The sequence below is a fragment of the Spirosoma arcticum genome, from assembly GCF_054779955.1.
In genome coordinates this window covers 226,688-243,269 of record NZ_BAAGXG010000004.1, presented here as the reverse complement: position 1 = coordinate 243,269, position 16,582 = coordinate 226,688, and the positions used below count along the sequence as shown (strand labels likewise).

Genomic DNA, 16,582 nt, shown 5'->3' with positions numbered 1-16,582 from the left:
GGCTGAATAAACCGCCGAAACTTTTACCAAAACCGGCCCGTTATACTCTTCCGGGGCCTGAAGTTTACATTTTTAGGGAACAGTCAGCAACAACTGGCTTAAGGCTTGAAACCCAATAACCACCTTAAAGAAACTATATGAACGATACACATACACCATCAGAAACTGCTGTTCTGGTCGCGCTGATAACGCAGAAACAAACCGCCGAACAAACCAAAGAATACTTAGACGAACTGGCGTTTCTGGCCGAAACATCGGGCGTCGTCACTAAGAAGGCGTTCACGCAGAAACTCGACCGGCCCGACACCCGCACCTTCGTGGGAAAAGGTAAACTGGAAGAGATTCAAACCTACGTTCTGGCCAATCCGGTCGACATCATCATTTTTGACGATGATCTGACTCCGTCGCAGGTGCGGAATTTGGAGGATGCCTTCAAAGATGTGAAAGTGCTTGACCGCAGTCTGCTGATCCTGAATATTTTCTCGATGCGGGCACAAACGGCGCAGTCACGGGTGCAGGTCGAACTGGCTCAGTATCAGTACATGTATCCCCGGCTGACTCGGATGTGGAGTCACTTAACCAGCCAAAAAGGGGGCGTGGGTATGCGGGGACCGGGTGAGAAAGAACTCGAAACCGACCGCCGGATTGTGAAAGACCGGATTGCTTTTTTGAAGGAGAAGCTCGAAAAGATCGACCGGCAGAGCCAGACGCGCCGGAAAGAACGCGACCGGCTCGTGCGGGTGGCGCTCGTGGGCTACACCAACGTGGGCAAGTCGACGCTGATGCGGACGATGGCAAAAGCCGATGTGTTTGCCGAAAATAAACTCTTCGCTACGGTCGATTCGACGGTGCGCAAGGTGACGCTGGGCAATATCCCATTCCTATTGACCGATACCGTTGGGTTTATCCGTAAGCTGCCAACCATGCTTATTGAAGCTTTTAAATCCACGCTCGACGAAGTGCGGGAGGCCGATATTCTGGTTCACGTTGTGGACGTATCGCACCCGCTGTTCGAGGAGCAGATTGAGGTTGTCAACGCCACGCTGGCCGATATTAAAGCCGCCGACAAACCGATGGTGCTGGTGTTCAACAAGATGGACCAGTTTGCACCTAAGAATGAATGGTTGGAGAAAGCAACGCCCGCCGACGAGGAAGATGATGAATTTTCGGACGATGGTGTTTTGCAGCAGGAGGTAGAAATTCCGGTGGCGGTTCAGAAAAAGACGGCGTTGGAATACCTCAGAAAAACATACCTCGCCCAAAAAGCTGACCACGTCGTATTTATCTCGGCTCAAACCGGCGAGAACGTGATCGAACTGCGCGAGTTGCTGTACTCTTTGGTGAAAGAGAAGCACTACTACATTTATCCCAACTGGGTAAACGTACCGCTGTCTGAATCGGCTGAGGAGTATGGCGACGGTTTGGCGAGTTGACGGATTTTCGGCAATTTTGCATTCAAACCTGCCGGGTTTAAGATCTGGCAGGTTTTTGATTTTTGGTTGCGTAGTTCAACGGATAGAATAGACGTTTCCTAAACGTTAGATATGGGTTCGATTCCCGTCGCGACCACTTAGAAACAAGCCTTTATGAACCCCAGCGAGCAAAATCGATGGATTGAAATTGTGGCCGAACTGCTGATTGAAGTGCAGGGTATGCGTCAGGAGCAGATTGGCACGAACGCGCGGCTGGACGGAGCGATTCAAGAGCAGATTGGTATGCGCAAGGAACAGCGCGAAACCAACATCTGGCTGGACCGGCTGGAGAAGCGAACGGAGCAAAACACGGCGGCTATTGGCGAACTCCGGGTATCGGTAATGAAAATGGCAGATAAACTTGACGAGCTTATCGACCCGCGCAAGCGGGTTCAACGCCTTGAAAATAAGGTTTTCTCGTAACCATAGACTCCCGCAGCCCGCTGGGACCACTACCAGAATGAAAGCGTCACTCTTATTTTTCCTGTTGATTCCGGCTGTAGCCTTGGCCCAGGTTAAACTCCCAACGAGCGAAGCGGGGCAGGTGCAGTATCAGGAAATCGTGCGCATCGGCGATGGCAAAGGACCAGCCCGGCCTATATTCGACCAAATACGCACGTGGGCCGGACAACGCTACCCATTGGCGAACGAAGCAGAACTGCATTACGACCAACAACACGGTATTGTGTTTGTCCGATCATTGTATTCCATTGATAATCAAACCGTCCGCTACACGCTTACCATTGAAGCGAGGATCGGGCGTTACCGGGCGACGATCACGGATTTAGTTGCCGAACAAGGTGGTCTTATTCAACCCGTTCGTCCCGTTAGTTCCTCAGCCGACGAGATGGAACAGGCAGCGGCCGACTCGGTCAAGAATAGTGGCATAATCAAGCAGATCGCGGCTAATCAGGCGGACGTTTATCGACAAATTGATGAAGCCTGCCGCACTACATTAGTCAGTCTGAAGCAGGCTATGACGACATTGGCAGGTGAAAAAGAGTAATGTGTTTTGAGTTGCCAGCGCACCAAAACACATGCACTCAAACACTAACCTACCTATCTTCACCGGTGCCGCTCTACCCCTACCTGTTCGCAGAAATCCAGCACGGGACACGTTGAACAATGTGGCAGTGTACCTGTGCAAATATGTTTGCCAAAAGGCATTAGTAACCGGTTAATGTTGACCCACTGTTCGCGTGGCACCTGCGTTTCTAATACTTTTAGCGTTTGTTCGGGTTGCTTCGTCTGCACGTAGCCCCAGCGGTTCACCACCCGGTGCACGTGAATGTCGACGCTGATGGCGGCCTGCCCCGTTGCCACGCCAAGGGCTAAATTGGCGCACTTCGGTCCCACGCCTTTCAGCGACGTAAGCGTAACAAAATCGGCGGGTAGTTCGCCCCCAAACTCGTTCACGATCCGGTCGGCAATACCCCGCATGGTGTAGGCTTTCTGGTCGGGATACGTCGTTCCGTACAGTAATTGCGTCAACGTTGGAATGTCGAGTGCGAGGAGTTGTTCTGGCGTCCGGGCGGCCTCAAACAAGCGCAGCGAAACGGGAATGGTCGTTTCATCGAGTGTTCGGATCGAGACGATGCACGAGATGAGTTGCTCGAACAGGCTGCCGTAACCCCGCTCCGCTAATTCAAACATAGCCGCTTTTGGGTACGGGCGAATCGCATCTTCAATCCGGTTGAGAACAAAGCTCAGGTCGAAATTGGCATTCATTCAAGGGGGTAGTTGAGTTTGTTATTTGTAAATATCCCTCACAACATTTTCGCCCCCACCACCTGCCCAGTATCAACCCGTTGAACATAAACCAGCACCGACGTTTGGTTAGGTTTCAAACCGCTGGGAAACGGTAAAACTAAACTACCTGACGTGCCGGACTGTTCAACCGTTTCGAACTGGCGCACGACGTTGGTGTTCACGAGCGTCCGGCCGCCGTTTTCGCCGTTTCCGACAACGGTGCGGGCTTCTTTCTGCACCAGCGCCACGTTCACCCGGTACGTCCCTGCCGCCGATAACTCGTAGTTGACAGTCACTTGCTTTGCATCGCGAATAACGCTGCCGTCGACGCCAATAAATGACGATGCGGGTTGCTTCTGAATCGTCTGAATTGCCTGCTCAATCTTTGCTCGTTGGCCGCCAATCACGTCCTGACGCCCGTTGATGATGAGTTGGGGCGTATAGGTCTGGCTGTTCAGAGCGCGGTCGTACAATCGCTGCCGGTCGGTGAAAAGTTTATTGCTGAAGGGGTCCTGCCAACCGAGCCGGTTCCAGTAATCGACGTGAAACGATAGCCCATACACGGCCTGCCCAGCGCGGGCGGCTTTCTCAGTTAACTCCTGCAACGTGCGGTCGGCGGGCGGGCAACTGGAGCAACCCTGCGAGGTAAAAAGTTCCAGCACCACAACGGGCTGAGTGGCCGGTTTGACCGGTTCTTTTATAGTCGACGATGCGGCCAAACCGGAAACGAACAGAAAAATCAGCAAGTAATTCATGTGTGTTTGTTGATGAAGTTTGGGCGTAATCGTTACAGCCCTACGTAATAATCATAGCCCCGTTCGGTCCAGAAATCGCGGGGACGGGTGTCTGAGAAGAAAATCCGGCCGATGCGTTTGAGGTTTTTGACGCCGTACTTGACCGGAATAATCAGCCGAACGGGTGCACCATGCTGATTATTGATCGGCTGTCCGTTAAGTTCGTAGGCCAGCAGCGTTTGCGGGTGCATCGCGCTTTCCATATCGATGCCGACGTAATAACCTTTGTCGGGCGTTTCCATACCGACGTGTTTGAACAGATCGTCCGGGTTGTCGGGATCGGGCGCGTTACCACTGTGCGAACCAAGTTTGTATTTCACCAAAAAGTCCGACAGTCTCGCTCCGCCCCAGTGCTGAATCTGGCTCCAGCCTTCCACACACTTGAAATCGTAAATCAGTTCGTGCTTTGGTAAGGCTCGTATATCATCCATCGTCAGTAAGAGCGGTCCATTATCGGCACGATCTATCTGTAGTTTCCAGTCGGCGGGCAGGGGAGCACGCATACCGTCGAACCCATTGACGCGGGCGTTTTTCACGGCGGCCTCGGCTGGGAACGTCTTCACTAAATTGGCATTGCTGAAATACGTGCGGGAGATGCTTTCGTTGGCGTCGAGCACCCGGCGCAGCGGTTTTTTGGCTCCCAACAATTTCGGGCTGGATTTGATCCAGGAATACACGCCAAACGGCACCGCTGAAGCCAGCGCAAACCAGCCAAACGATTTAATCATTCGCCGACGCACGGCCGATTCAGCAACGTCCCTTTCGGGCAGGTGCGGCTCGTTGCTTGGTTGGTTAGTTGGATTCATGACAGAGCAGGGGTTGGACCGGGTTGGACCGGCGTATGAGTCGGGTCGGGATCAGGTGTGGAATTAGTCATGACTGGACGGTTGGGGGCGTTGGGTTTAAGCACTTCGAAGCCCGTAATCATACTCTGAAAGTTATGCCATCCAGCCCGGACGACCTGCGCAATATGAATCAAAAAGAACAACACGTAGCCAATAGTCAGCGCGAAATGAAGGAGCCGGGCCGTTTCGTAGCCGCCCGTCAGGGCCGTCAGCCAGTAAAACTGCGTTGGTTTATAGATGGCGTAACCCGTCAGCGCCGAGCCAACGCCCATTAGCATAATCGAGAAATACGCAATCTTCTGCGCTCCGTTGTACTTGATAAATGACGGCTGAGTTTTGCGCAGACCAAGGTCATAAAGCGTCACCTCAATGGCCTCGCGAAACGACTTCCGGTCGGGTACCAAATGCCGCCACTCGCCCGAAACGAACGTGTAGCCAACGTAGAGCAGACCATTGAGCAGAAACAGCCACATGAACGCAAAGTGCCACGCCATACCCTCCGCCAGCCGACGCGACCACCCCAGCGCTTTGTAGAACCAGTCGGGGAAGAACGACACGAGCGTCCAGTCACCAATGGTGATTTTATAGGGGTCGTAGGCCCAATAGATGAGCATCCCGCTCCAGATCATAATGAGCAACACCGGAAAGTTGATCCAGTGAAACCAGCGGATGGCCAGCGGGTGTTTATGGACGATTCGTTTCATGGGGAGTACAGGAATAGGTTTATTGATTGTTACGAGTAAATCAGGCAATAAGTTATCCGTTTTTTATAACATTTTCCGGCTGGGGGCCTATTATATTTCGGCTTCACCGCATACCCATTCAACATAATGTTTAGGATGGTCGTGCCGATAACCAACCCTATTTTTAGTAAGACGAGTAGTATGACCATCGCCCCATTGCTAAATACCATTCGGCAGTTCATCCCCCTCTCGACCGACGAAGAGCAAATCATTGAGCACCTGTTTGAGCGGCATACCATTGGGGCGAATGACTTCTTTCTGCAAGACGGTGAGGTGTGTCGTTACGTGGGTTTCGTGACCGGAGGATTGCTGCGTTACTACGTACTCGACGACGGTGAGGAACACACCTATGACTTCTCGACCGAACAGACGTTCGTTTGTAATTACGAGAGCTTTCTGACCCAAACGCCATCTACCCGCTTCATTCAGGCCCTCGAAGCGACTACCCTGCTGCGCATTAGCTACGACAATTTGCAAAAACTCTACGAAACGCTGGAACACGGACAGCAATTTGGGCGGTTAGTGGCCGAACAACTCTTCGTCGTAACGCTTCAGAAACTGACCTCGTTTTACCGCGAAACCGCCGACGAACGCTACGATAATTTCCTGCGCCTGTTTCCAGGCGTTGCTGATCGGGTACCGCAGTACGTGGTGGCCTCTTACGTCGGCATCAAACCGCAGTCGTTGAGCCGCATTAGAGCGCAACGCGCGGGCAAACGCTATTGAGCGTTCTTCACCTACGTGAATGTGGTCGTTCGGGCGAAGACTGACCTTTGCATTGTCAATTAAACAAATACGACAATGCAAACGAAAAAACTGCCCTTGTGGGCCAAAATTGTAGGGTGTCTGTTCGGCTTCGGACTGATCTTTATTGGTGCTCGCTTTCTGCTGGCGCCCGAAGTGGCCGAGCGTGGTTTCGGATTAGTCTACGGCCAGCCAACGAATTCGTTTCATTACATCAAAGGGATTCGCGATCTTTTCTCCGGCTTAATCCTGACCAGTTTCACACTTGCCAACTGGCGAAAACCGCTGGCTGTAGTGGTACTGATTGGATCGTTGATTCCGCTCGTGGATATGCTGGTTGTGCTGATTGCGCCAAACGCTGTTCCCGGAGCCGAATGGATACACGGAATAACGGTGGTCGTCTCGTGGGTATTTGGGTACTTTCTGGTTCGTCCTCAAACTGCCCCGCGTCATGCTGCTACTGCTTAATGCGATTCTGTACACCCACTACATCGCCTTTCTGGTGTATCTGGCTGCGCTACTGCGTCAGTGGGAACGGCCCGTTAAACGCACCAGCAACGTAATGCTTTACTGCGGAATAACCTTACTGATAACCGGCATCGGATTAGTTGCCATTCGGTATCCAGCTATAAACTACTGGAAAGTTGTTCCGAAAAGTCTGCTCTTAGTTATCATTGCCAGCATCACAGCCGCGCATCGGGAGAAGATCGTCGCGAAGCAAACATGGCAGTTGTTAATTAGTCTAACCGTATTGACCGCACTTATTGCCCTTTGGCGAACCGTCTGAGTTATTCGGTAAGGGCTTTACCTTTGCCGAATAACTTTCCACTGTACTCCATGACCATCCAAACCCTCGATACCGGTCCCTTTAAACTCGACGGTGGGGCCATGTTCGGCGTAGTGCCGAAAACCCTTTGGCAACGCACCAACCCCGCCGACGACCGCAACCGCTGCGACTGGGCCTTGCGCAATCTACTCGTTGAAACCCGCGACGCCTATGGACGGTCCCGGCTAATGCTGGTCGATACGGGTGCGGGCGATAAACAGGATGCTAAGTTCTTTGGTTTCTACGACCTGCCCAACGGCAAAACCCTGACGAATGCCGTTGAACAGGCTGGTTATTCAGTCAACGACGTAACTGATGTGCTGCTTACCCATCTGCACTTCGACCACGCGGGCGGTGCCGTGCGCTGGGCCGATGCCGGGCGTACGAAGCTCGAAGCAACGTTTCCGCAGGCAACCTACTGGAGCCATAGTGGACAATGGGACTGGGCTACCAACCCTAACCCCCGCGAACGGGCCACTTATCTACGCGACAACTTTATGCCGCTGCATGAGAACGGTCAACTGCGCTTTACCGACCGCGATGGCCTGAACTTACCGGGCGTCGAGTTGCTGTACCTGGATGGACATACCGAAAAAATGACACTACCCTTGTTTCGGCTGGGCGATGGTAACGGCCATCAGCCGCGCACGGCTGTATTTTGTGCCGATCTGATTCCGTCGGCGTCGCACATACCGGTTCCGTATGTGATGGGCTACGACGTTCGGCCGCTGGTAACGATGGATGAGAAGACGGACCTGCTCAACCGAGCCGTTGACGAAAACTGGCTTCTCCTCTTCGATCACGACCCTACCTGCGAAGCGGCTACTGTGGAACGAACCGAGAAAGGCATCCGGGTCAGGGAAAAGGGAACACTGGCGGAGCTGCTGTAGCGTGGGTGATGAGTGGCCGTCGGTATGCCCCACCACCAGGATACACCCTACCGCCAAACCAAATTTCGTGCCCTGCCGTTATTAATCAGAGCATTTACACAGGGCGAATATGAAAATTGGATTGGTCTTATCGGGGGGCGGAGCGCGGGGTATTGCGCACTTAGGTGTTATAAAAGCGTTGCAGGAGATTGGTATCCAGTTCGATCAGATCGCGGGTACGAGTGCGGGCGCCATAACGGGCGCGCTGATTGCCCAGGGCTACTCGCCCGACGAAAGCCTGAAAATTATTGAGTCGTCCTCCTTTGTGCGGCATCTGCGCCCCGCGTGGAACCGAATGGGTCTGCTACGCATTGATACAGCCGTCGATTTATACAAGAAATACATACCGCACGACTCGTTCGAGGGCTTACAAATACCGCTACACGTGCTGGCCGTGGACCTGAACGATGGCGAACAGGTCGTTTTTGAACAGGGCGAACTCATTCGGCCCGTACTGGCCTCCTGCTGCCTGCCCGGCATGTTTGAGCCGATGCTTATCAACAAACGCCAGTTTGTGGACGGGGGCGTGTTGAATAACTTACCCGTTGAAATTATTGAAAATAAGGTGGATGCCATCATCGGTTCCCACTGCAATGTGCTGGGCCCGCGCAAGCCTGTTACGTCCATGCGGGGCGTTATCGAGCGGAGTTTGGTGCTGGCCGTTCAAAGCAAAACAAAGGAGCGTTTTGCAAAATGCACCGTACTCATCGAACCTCCTCAATTGGCGCAGTACGGCACAATGGACATCAGCAAGGCACGCGAACTGTTCCGCATTGGTTACCAGCATACCCGATCAATGGCCGTTCAGATTGAGAAAAGCTTGGCCCAACCCATTGTTGAAATGGACTGAACGGAGACTGGCCCCGCAAGTTGATCTTACAGAACCCGGTGCCAGCCTGCTTTGCACGGCACAATTCCGTTTTGAACACATAATAATCTGAGCCTGGAACCGCCCGTGTACGCTGGAGTTCTGAAAATCACCGTTTGAACTATTCAAATTATTAGTGAACTTATTTCAGGATATACTTAGATCACTTAAATTTTGAAAATGGCAGTTTTACTTGCTGCCTGATTTCTACAGTAAACTACCAATGCTCATTTAACAAAATATTATTCTGCCATACTCAGCAAGCCTATAATAATAGTAGGCAACTTATAATTATGACAAAAAGTTTGTAAGGTTTTTCGGTTTGATTAGTTTTGCAGATAGTAATGTAATCTTAATCTAAACGTAATCTTACTATGAGTAGAATTCTACTGGTGAGTATGCTCCTTGTGTGCTCACTCTGTGTTCCCGCGTGGGCTCAGGAGCGAACAATTTCGGGTAGGGTGCTGGCCTCTGAAGACGGAACACCGATGCCGGGTGTGTCGGTCGTGATTAAAGGCACAACTCGGGGCGCTAACACCGATGCCAACGGTGCCTATTCCATCACGGCTCCCGACAAGGGTGGCCGGTTAGTGTTTAGCTTCGTCGGATCGGCCTCGCAGGAAGTCGAAATTGGGAACCGGTCGGTTGTCGACATCAAACTGGCTAATGACTCCAAACAACTTGGTGAGGTGGTGGTGACGGCTGTCGGTATTCAGCGCGAGAAACGAGCACTTGCCTACGCCGTCTCGAACGTGAAAGGCGATTTGCTCCAGCAGCGCTCTGAGCCGGACCCGCTGCGGGCCTTATCGGGTAAAGTGCCGGGTGTGAACATCGTTTCGGGTGGGGGTGCGCCGGGTCAGGCAACCAAGATCAACATCCGGGGCAATAACTCGTTCACGGGCAACAACCAGCCGCTGTTTGTGGTCGATGGTATTCCGTTCGACAACTCCTCGAACGGCAACTTCCCCGGCGACACCCAGAACGGCTACGCCAGCAACTCGGTTGTGTCGAACCGGGCTTATGACATCGACCCCAACAACATTGAAGCCATGACTATTCTGAAAGGGGCGGCTGCTTCGGCGCTGTATGGTTCGCGGGCGGCCAACGGGGTTATCGTCATCACGACCAAGTCGGGCAGTAAAACAGCCCGGAAGGGCCTGGAAGTGACCTACAACGGTTCGTATTCGACCGAAAAAATTTCGACCATTCCCGATTATCAGGATACCTATACGCAGGGGTCCAACCAGCAGTACAACGGTGGTTTCATTGGTAACTGGGGAACGGTGTTTCCGGCGGAAGTTGACCGCGTAAACGCGCAATTGGGCTTTAACCGCTACACCAAAACGATTGTAGAAGGTTACCCTGAGGGCACTATACCGCATCCCCTCGTTGGGGTCCCTTACACGGCCGCCCGTTACCTGTCGATCTTCCCGCAGTTCCTGGATGCCAGCGGTAAAGCCATTGCCGACCCGCTCGTTCCCTACGATATCATTGGTGGCTTCTTCAAGCAGGGCAGCGTTATCGAAAACGGGGTCAACATCTCCTCGACGGGCGACAAAACCTCGCTCAACGCGGGTATCTCCCGGACCACCAACCAGGGTATCATTCCCAACTCGAACACCAAGCGGACGTCGATCAACTTCGGTGGCAATGCTACGTTGGTGAATGGGCTGGGTATATCGGGTAACGTAAACTACGTCAACACGCAGCAGCAAAGCCCGCAGTCGGGTGCGTCGTATTTCACCGATTACAGCTCCGGGTCGAGCGCGTCGATTTATGACCGCCTGTTCTACCTGCCCCGTAACTACAACCTCAATGGCTATCCGTTCGAGAATCCCGTTGATGGATCGAACGTGTTTTACCGGGCATTAGATAACCCGCTCTGGATTGCCAAGTACAACATCTACAACTCGAACGTGAACCGCATTTTTGGCAACATGGCACTTACGTACGACGTAACGCCGTGGCTGAACCTGACGGCCCGGGGCGGGGTGAACGCCTACAACGAAACCCGCCGGAACAACATCCGTCCCGGTGGCACAGTGTATCCGCTGGGCCGGGCGTCGCGAACGGAGTTGAGCCGGAATGAAACCGACCTGACGTTTTTAGCCACGATATCGAAAGATTTCTCGGAGCGCTTTGGCGTTAAGTTGCTGTTGGGCGTCAACGCCAACGAACGGCGTTACAGCCGGGCCGACATGCTGGGTGAGCAAATCATCGACCCCAACATAACCAACGTAGGAAGTACCCTGACGCAAACAGCACGGGAGTACAACGAGAAACGGCGGCTGTACGGCATCTTCGGCGAACTCTCGCTGTCCTACAACAATTACGCGTTTGTGACGGCCAGTGTTCGAAACGACCACTCATCGACGTTGCCAACCAGCAACAACAGCTATTATTACCCGGCGGTGTCGGGGTCGCTCGTCTTCACCGACGCGTTGAATATGCCCAAAAACATCCTGAATTTTGGTAAAATTCGGGCCAACTACGCCACGGTGGGTAAAGATGCGGATCCGTACAGTGTGGCCACGGTCTTCAACTTAGACCGGGCATTCGTGAACGCCAATCCCAACTCGATTGCGGTGCTACCCCAGACTCTCAACAACGCGAATCTGAAGCCGGAGTTTACCTCGGAAGTGGAGGTTGGTACGGAACTGCAGTTCTTCAACAACCGCATCAACGTTGATTTTGCTTACTTCGACCGGAAATCGACTGACCTGATCGTGCCGCGCCGGGTACCCGCGTCGACGGGTTTCTTTAATGAGTTCATCAACGCCGGTCGGATCGACAACAAAGGCATCGAGTTGGCTCTGACAATCATCCCCGTCCGGCTGAACAATGGGTTTGAATGGGCCTCAACAGCCGCTTTCACCCGCTTACGCTCGAACGTGGTTGATGCCGGTCCGTCGAACGAGATCTTCCTCGGTGGCACGGGCCTGTCGGCATTAGGGACCATGCACCGGGTAGGCAACCCGTTCGGGATGATTTACGGAACGGTGAACGCCCGAAGCGCGGAGGGAAAACTGCTTATCAACCCCAACACGGGACTGCCCTTCACGTCTCCCCAATCGCAGTTGATTGGGAATCCGATGGCTGACTTTACGCTGGGCTGGACAAACACGTTTACCTGGAGAGGCTTTAACCTACAGGCACTGATCGACTACCGGCAGGGTGGCAAGATCTTCTCGTCAACGGCGGCTTCGTTACTGCTGCGCGGTCAGTTGAAGAATTCAGAAGATCGCGAAGGCATGCGCGTCATTCCGGGCGTACTGGGCGATCCAGCTACGTATAAGCCACTCTTAGACGAAGCCGGTAAGGAGATCAGGAACACCATTCCGATGACGGCGTTCCAGTATCACTTCACGAGTGGATTTGGTGCGTACGGAGCCGACGAAACCAACGTGTACGACGCTACGGTGGTTCGTCTGCGGGAAGTGTCGCTGAGCTACACCGTGCCGAAAGCCTTCCTGAACAAGTATACCAAGTTCTTTGGCAGCCTGCGGGTGTCGGCATCGGGCCGGAACCTGTGGTTCTACGCGCCCAACATGCTGGAGGGTCTTAATTTTGACCCCGAAGTGCTGTCGAGCTACCCCGATCTGAACATTCAGGGTTTCGACCTTGGCGCGGCTCCTTCGACCCGGCGGTTTGGTTTGAATGTGACGGCTACGTTCTAATAACCGGGTTATCGACTCAATTGACAAAACGACTTTCAACCAATGAATAAATACACAACTTTTATTAAAACCGGGTTGGTAGTGGGTTGCATCTGGCTGCTGAATGCGTGCCAGATGACCGAACTCAACATCAACGCCGATCCCAACCGGCCGGCTTTGGCTGCGCTTCGGTTACTGTTACCGGCCGCCGAACTGGCAGCCATTGGCATCGCCACAAAGGGAACAGGGGCTGACGAAGTTAATCCAGTCATCGAAACCGTCAACAATGATGCGATGGCATTTGCCGGGATGGGGTTTGGCAATGGTAATGCGGATTACTACAACCTCACCAACAATTCGTATAACGGCGTGTGGAACAACTTCTACCGCAACATGCAGAATGTAGAAGAGTTGCTTAAATCAACTGAAGATGGCCAAAATCCGCGGTACCGGGGTATTGCACTGGTATTGAAGGCATATGCTGTTGGTAACATGGTCGATCAGTTCGGTGATATTCCGTATTCGCAGGCCTGGAAAGGAAACGTAGCCGGTTCCGACAAAGCCCCGGCGTTCGACAAGGATTCAGAGATCTACGAAGACCTGCTCAAACTCTGCGATCAGGCCGTTGTCGAATTGGCGAAAGCGCAGCCGGTAGCGGTTTCGGGCGATTTCATCGGGGGCGGCAACGCCGTTACCTGGACCCGTTTGGCCAAGACCGTGAAACTGCGGTTGTTGTTCAATTCGCGCAAAGGACGGGCTACGGGCAACGCCGATCTGGTGAAAGCATTTGCCGACGGCGGTTTTATTACCACGACGGCTCAGGATTTCGTCTATCAGTATTCAACGCAGGCGTCTCCCGCCGAAGATCGGCATCCCTGGTTCACGGGGCCCTACACCGGAACGGGTGACCCCTTTTACATCAACCACCAGTTGATGGGCGAGATGATCCTGAACAAAGATCCGCGTTTGCCGGTGTATTTCTTCCGGCAGGCCACGCGGATTCTGGACCCAACCAACCCCACCGACCGGGGCACCCTTCCGTTTGGCGGCACCTACCTGCCCCAGCGCCCGGCGTTTTTAACCGAGTACAAGCGGGTGTTCTACGAGGACAAGCAGGAGCCGACAGCCGCCGACCTGTTGTACTTAGCCGGTTTCTTTGGCCGCGACCGTGTCGACTTCTCGGGCGCACCCGCCGACGGTCCGCTCCGGGCGGCTCCGGGAGCCTACCCCGCCGGGGGTTATTACTCGGGCCGCGAAATACCGGCCAGGGCCTTAACGGGCAACAACCCCGGTGGCAATGGTATCTGGCCGCTGTTGACCAGTTGGAACGTGAAGTTTTACCAGGTTGAAGCAATCTTAGACGCAACTGGCGTACCGGGCGATGCCAAAGTGCTGTTTGAAACGGCGATGCGGGAGCAAATTGCGTTCGTGTACAAGTACGCGACGACCGCCGATTCAAGGACCGTTCAGCCCACGACCGCGTCGATCACCGCCTACGTGAGCGAGTGGCTGAAGCTGTATGATGCTGCGCCAACCAACCAGGCGAAACTCAACGTCGTAGCCAAGCAAATCTGGTTCTCGTCGTGGGGTCAGGGGGCGGAAATCTGGAACCTGCTGCGCCGGACGGGTTATCCCGTACAGGGTCAGTTCCGGCAGTTTTCGGTGGGCATTCAGGCTCCCCTCCTAAAACCAAGCCGTCAGATTGCCCTGCGCCTGCCGTATCCAACTCAGGAAGGCAACCTGAACCCCAACGCGGCTAAGTACATCGCGGATGTTATTTTCGACCGTGACCCGGTGTTCTGGGACAAAACCAAAGTGAAGTGGGAATTTTAAACTGAACATCAGATGCGATGGACGTTATTAGTTCTGAAGTGTAGAACAAAGGAACTGGTAGCATCCATCGTGTCGACCAACCGATATAACTGACAATGAAAAAAATACTGACATACGCGCTTTCGTTTGGTATGGTGGCTTTGCTGAGCTGCCGCGATGAGGCTCTAAACCCCGTGCCGGGCTGGGATCCGGGCGTTCATGGGTTTGGCATATTTGCCGACGTTCCAGAGCCGAAGGAGGGAGCTAACACCCGCCCCAATACCCTGGCCAATGCCGCCAACTTTCCCGTTACGGGACAGGCTGCGGCCAAAATGAACTTTAAGCTCCGCTGGGTTTCGCTGGACAATAAATTAACTGTTAGCAAAATTGAGGTGTTTCTGGATATGATCGAGTCGTATAACGATGCGAACGGCAACCCAAAAACAGCTTCGCTCGGTGGCGGGGGCAAACTGCTGACAACATTTGAACCGTCGGCGGCTAACCGGCAGTGGAACACGTTCAGCGTCACTCCCGCTGATATTACCAAACTATTTGGGACGGCTACGATAAAATACGACGGAACGAATGCAGTATCGGTATTCAATAACCCGAAGCGGCCTCGTCCGGCGGGTGCTGAACTGGCCGGAGCCACGCGCATCGACGGTCTGCCGGTAGCGGCTGACCGCTTTGTGATAACCTGGAGGCTCACTACGAGCGATGGCTTAGTGTTCAACGCCTGGAACCCCGAAAGCATCTGTAGCGATCCGACTCAGTACAATCAGGCATCGGCCAATTGTAACCTAACCTGGACGGTGCGGTAATTGATCTGTTTGTTTTATAAAACAGCAGGTTCCGAAACGGACCTGCTGTTTTTTTATGTATCTTCGGAACGATGCGCACCGTCTTCTTCATCCTGTTGCTCACCATTGGCGGCTTAGTCCGAGCACAAACGCCCACTTTCAGCGTCGATATTCAACCAATTATTGTTCGCAACTGTGCTGCGCCCTGCCATCACCCCGGCGGAGTGGGACCATTCAATTTGCTCACCTACGAAGATGTGGCCAAGCGCGGCAAGTTCATTGCGAAGGTGACACAGAGCCGGTACATGCCGCCCTTCCCGGCCGACCGGCAGTTCCAGCATTACGCCAACGAACGCGGTTTGTCCAACACCGAAATCAACACCATTCAGGCGTGGGTAAAGGAAGGAATGCCTGAAGGCAAGAAACGACAGGGTAACCGGGCGAAGGAAATAACTACGAGCCAAAATTCCATTGATCAATTCCTCCTTCCCGACCTTGTGCTTCGCATGAAACCGTACCTCATCAAAGGCGATGGGCGCGAAGATTTCCGGTACTTTCACGTGCCGATGAACTTGAAAGAAGATATCTGGGTCGAAGCCATCGAGTTTGTGCCGGGCAACCGAAAACTACTGCACCATAGCCGCTTAATGGTCGATTCGACGGGGACGATGGCCGCAATCGACGGGATTGCCGAAGACGATCCGCACCTGCGCGATTTTCAGCGAACGCCCTTAGCCGACGAGTTTTTATACGGCTGGGTGCCAGGCAACGACCGGGTTACGTTCCCACCCGGTTCGGCCAAGCGCATCCGGGCGGGCAGCGATTTACTCCTGAACATTCACTACGCTCCATCGGCCAAAGCGGATATTGACCAATCGGAAGTACGACTGTACTTGGCCCGGACACCCGTCGAGCGTGTTGTACAAACGTTGTCGCTCACCGAAAACAGCGTGACCAATCAACCATTCCTGCTCTCGGCCAACACCAAGCCGACATTTTTCATGAATTACGGCCCGTTGCCCGACACCATTCGGCTGTTGTCGGTGCTGCCCCACATGCATAAGCTGGGCCGGTCGGTGAAGGCGTTTGCCATTACACCCGACGGTGACGCCATCAATTTGATTAATGTTACTGACTGGGACTACAACTGGCAACTGACTTATTTTTTTCGGGATATGCTTGTGCTGCCCAAAGGATCAACCATCCTTGCCGAAGCGCATTACGACAACACCGACCAAAACCCGCTCAACCCGAACCGCCCCGCCCGAACCATCAGTTACGGCTGGAACTCCACCGATGAGATGTTGAATCTGGTCTTTTATTACGTGAAGTAAGGGGAGTATC

The 16,582-nt window shown here is 53.5% G+C and carries 16 protein-coding genes and 1 tRNA gene; 13 read left to right on the top strand and 4 right to left on the bottom strand.

The features are described from left to right. The first annotated feature begins 137 nt into the window (after nucleotides 1–137). From hflX to ACYVHB_RS10795, 4 genes are all read left to right on the top strand, one after another. Nucleotides 138–1,433, top strand: coding sequence for a GTPase HflX (gene hflX, locus ACYVHB_RS10810; RefSeq protein WP_461051736.1), 1,296 nt, complete (start codon nucleotides 138–140; stop codon nucleotides 1,431–1,433). A gap of 64 nt (nucleotides 1,434–1,497) precedes the next feature. Further along, nucleotides 1,498–1,569, top strand: a tRNA-Arg gene (locus ACYVHB_RS10805). 17 nt (nucleotides 1,570–1,586) lie between these two features. Next, nucleotides 1,587–1,895, top strand: coding sequence for a hypothetical protein (locus ACYVHB_RS10800; protein WP_461051735.1), 309 nt, complete (start codon nucleotides 1,587–1,589; stop codon nucleotides 1,893–1,895). 37 nt (nucleotides 1,896–1,932) lie between these two features. Next, nucleotides 1,933–2,478, top strand: a complete 546-nt coding sequence (locus ACYVHB_RS10795; RefSeq protein ID WP_461051734.1) for a hypothetical protein — start codon at nucleotides 1,933–1,935, stop codon at nucleotides 2,476–2,478. A 59-nt stretch (nucleotides 2,479–2,537) separates the two neighbouring features. On the opposite strand, the gene ACYVHB_RS10790 is transcribed toward ACYVHB_RS10795, so the two are convergent. Genes ACYVHB_RS10790 through ACYVHB_RS10775 form a run of 4 tightly spaced genes read right to left on the bottom strand, consistent with a single transcriptional unit; the run spans nucleotide 2,538 to nucleotide 5,564 of the window. After that, nucleotides 2,538–3,200 (bottom strand): endonuclease III domain-containing protein, encoded by a 663-nt coding sequence (locus ACYVHB_RS10790; RefSeq protein WP_461051733.1) that lies wholly within the window; start codon nucleotides 3,198–3,200, stop codon nucleotides 2,538–2,540. 38 nt (nucleotides 3,201–3,238) lie between these two features. Beyond that, complete coding sequence (locus ACYVHB_RS10785; protein ID WP_461051732.1) at nucleotides 3,239–3,976, bottom strand: DUF1223 domain-containing protein; 738 nt, start codon at nucleotides 3,974–3,976, stop codon at nucleotides 3,239–3,241. A 32-nt stretch (nucleotides 3,977–4,008) separates the two neighbouring features. Then, the gene (locus tag ACYVHB_RS10780; protein WP_461051731.1) at nucleotides 4,009–4,821 is read right to left on the bottom strand and encodes a molybdopterin-dependent oxidoreductase; all 813 of its coding nucleotides are present in this window, start codon (nucleotides 4,819–4,821) and stop codon (nucleotides 4,009–4,011) included. Further along, entirely contained in the window at nucleotides 4,818–5,564 is a 747-nt protein-coding gene (locus ACYVHB_RS10775; RefSeq protein WP_461051730.1) for a cytochrome b/b6 domain-containing protein, read from the bottom strand. The genes ACYVHB_RS10780 and ACYVHB_RS10775 overlap by 4 nt, the downstream gene beginning before the upstream one ends. 180 nt (nucleotides 5,565–5,744) lie before the next feature. Between ACYVHB_RS10775 and ACYVHB_RS10770 the strand changes: the two genes are divergently transcribed. From ACYVHB_RS10770 to ACYVHB_RS10730, 9 genes are all read left to right on the top strand, one after another. Continuing rightward, complete coding sequence (locus tag ACYVHB_RS10770; protein ID WP_461051729.1) at nucleotides 5,745–6,329, top strand: Crp/Fnr family transcriptional regulator; 585 nt, start codon at nucleotides 5,745–5,747, stop codon at nucleotides 6,327–6,329. A gap of 75 nt (nucleotides 6,330–6,404) precedes the next feature. Then, a complete protein-coding gene (locus ACYVHB_RS10765) occupies nucleotides 6,405–6,815 on the top strand; it encodes a DUF4267 domain-containing protein (protein ID WP_461051728.1) in 411 nt (136 codons plus the stop codon). Then, complete coding sequence (locus ACYVHB_RS10760; RefSeq protein ID WP_461051727.1) at nucleotides 6,799–7,134, top strand: hypothetical protein; 336 nt, start codon at nucleotides 6,799–6,801, stop codon at nucleotides 7,132–7,134. Before ACYVHB_RS10765 ends, ACYVHB_RS10760 begins: the two co-directional genes overlap by 17 nt. Before the next feature lie 50 nt (nucleotides 7,135–7,184). Next, nucleotides 7,185–8,063, top strand: a complete 879-nt coding sequence (locus tag ACYVHB_RS10755) for an MBL fold metallo-hydrolase (protein WP_461051726.1) — start codon at nucleotides 7,185–7,187, stop codon at nucleotides 8,061–8,063. A 109-nt stretch (nucleotides 8,064–8,172) separates the two neighbouring features. Continuing rightward, complete coding sequence (locus ACYVHB_RS10750) at nucleotides 8,173–8,952, top strand: patatin-like phospholipase family protein (RefSeq protein WP_461051725.1); 780 nt, start codon at nucleotides 8,173–8,175, stop codon at nucleotides 8,950–8,952. 392 nt (nucleotides 8,953–9,344) lie between these two features. Then, the gene (locus ACYVHB_RS10745; protein WP_461051724.1) at nucleotides 9,345–12,647 is read left to right on the top strand and encodes a SusC/RagA family TonB-linked outer membrane protein; all 3,303 of its coding nucleotides are present in this window, start codon (nucleotides 9,345–9,347) and stop codon (nucleotides 12,645–12,647) included. Nucleotides 12,648–12,689: 42 nt separating this feature from the next. Beyond that, nucleotides 12,690–14,459 carry a SusD/RagB family nutrient-binding outer membrane lipoprotein gene (locus ACYVHB_RS10740; protein ID WP_461051723.1) on the top strand — a complete coding sequence of 590 codons (1,770 nt, stop codon included), beginning with the start codon at nucleotides 12,690–12,692 and terminating at the stop codon, nucleotides 14,457–14,459. Nucleotides 14,460–14,554: 95 nt separating this feature from the next. Then, complete coding sequence (locus tag ACYVHB_RS10735) at nucleotides 14,555–15,259, top strand: hypothetical protein (protein ID WP_461051722.1); 705 nt, start codon at nucleotides 14,555–14,557, stop codon at nucleotides 15,257–15,259. 71 nt (nucleotides 15,260–15,330) lie between these two features. After that, nucleotides 15,331–16,572: a monooxygenase gene (locus ACYVHB_RS10730; RefSeq protein ID WP_461051721.1), complete on the top strand. Its 1,242-nt coding sequence runs from the start codon at nucleotides 15,331–15,333 to the stop codon at nucleotides 16,570–16,572. Nucleotides 16,573–16,582: the final 10 nt, after the last annotated feature.

What these genes read in the sequence shown, in the direction of transcription:
- hflX (WP_461051736.1), top strand. Translation starts at nt 138, where the DNA reads ATGAACGATACACATACACCATCAGAAACTGCTGTTCTGGTCGCGCTG.
- ACYVHB_RS10800 (WP_461051735.1), top strand. Translation starts at nt 1,587, where the DNA reads ATGAACCCCAGCGAGCAAAATCGATGGATTGAAATTGTGGCCGAACTG.
- ACYVHB_RS10795 (WP_461051734.1), top strand. Translation starts at nt 1,933, where the DNA reads ATGAAAGCGTCACTCTTATTTTTCCTGTTGATTCCGGCTGTAGCCTTG.
- ACYVHB_RS10790 (WP_461051733.1), bottom strand. Translation starts at nt 3,200, where the DNA reads ATGAATGCCAATTTCGACCTGAGCTTTGTTCTCAACCGGATTGAAGAT.
- ACYVHB_RS10785 (WP_461051732.1), bottom strand. Translation starts at nt 3,976, where the DNA reads ATGAATTACTTGCTGATTTTTCTGTTCGTTTCCGGTTTGGCCGCATCG.
- ACYVHB_RS10780 (WP_461051731.1), bottom strand. Translation starts at nt 4,821, where the DNA reads ATGAATCCAACTAACCAACCAAGCAACGAGCCGCACCTGCCCGAAAGG.
- ACYVHB_RS10775 (WP_461051730.1), bottom strand. Translation starts at nt 5,564, where the DNA reads ATGAAACGAATCGTCCATAAACACCCGCTGGCCATCCGCTGGTTTCAC.
- ACYVHB_RS10770 (WP_461051729.1), top strand. Translation starts at nt 5,745, where the DNA reads ATGACCATCGCCCCATTGCTAAATACCATTCGGCAGTTCATCCCCCTC.
- ACYVHB_RS10765 (WP_461051728.1), top strand. Translation starts at nt 6,405, where the DNA reads ATGCAAACGAAAAAACTGCCCTTGTGGGCCAAAATTGTAGGGTGTCTG.
- ACYVHB_RS10760 (WP_461051727.1), top strand. Translation starts at nt 6,799, where the DNA reads ATGCTGCTACTGCTTAATGCGATTCTGTACACCCACTACATCGCCTTT.
- ACYVHB_RS10755 (WP_461051726.1), top strand. Translation starts at nt 7,185, where the DNA reads ATGACCATCCAAACCCTCGATACCGGTCCCTTTAAACTCGACGGTGGG.
- ACYVHB_RS10750 (WP_461051725.1), top strand. Translation starts at nt 8,173, where the DNA reads ATGAAAATTGGATTGGTCTTATCGGGGGGCGGAGCGCGGGGTATTGCG.
- ACYVHB_RS10745 (WP_461051724.1), top strand. Translation starts at nt 9,345, where the DNA reads ATGAGTAGAATTCTACTGGTGAGTATGCTCCTTGTGTGCTCACTCTGT.
- ACYVHB_RS10740 (WP_461051723.1), top strand. Translation starts at nt 12,690, where the DNA reads ATGAATAAATACACAACTTTTATTAAAACCGGGTTGGTAGTGGGTTGC.
- ACYVHB_RS10735 (WP_461051722.1), top strand. Translation starts at nt 14,555, where the DNA reads ATGAAAAAAATACTGACATACGCGCTTTCGTTTGGTATGGTGGCTTTG.
- ACYVHB_RS10730 (WP_461051721.1), top strand. Translation starts at nt 15,331, where the DNA reads ATGCGCACCGTCTTCTTCATCCTGTTGCTCACCATTGGCGGCTTAGTC.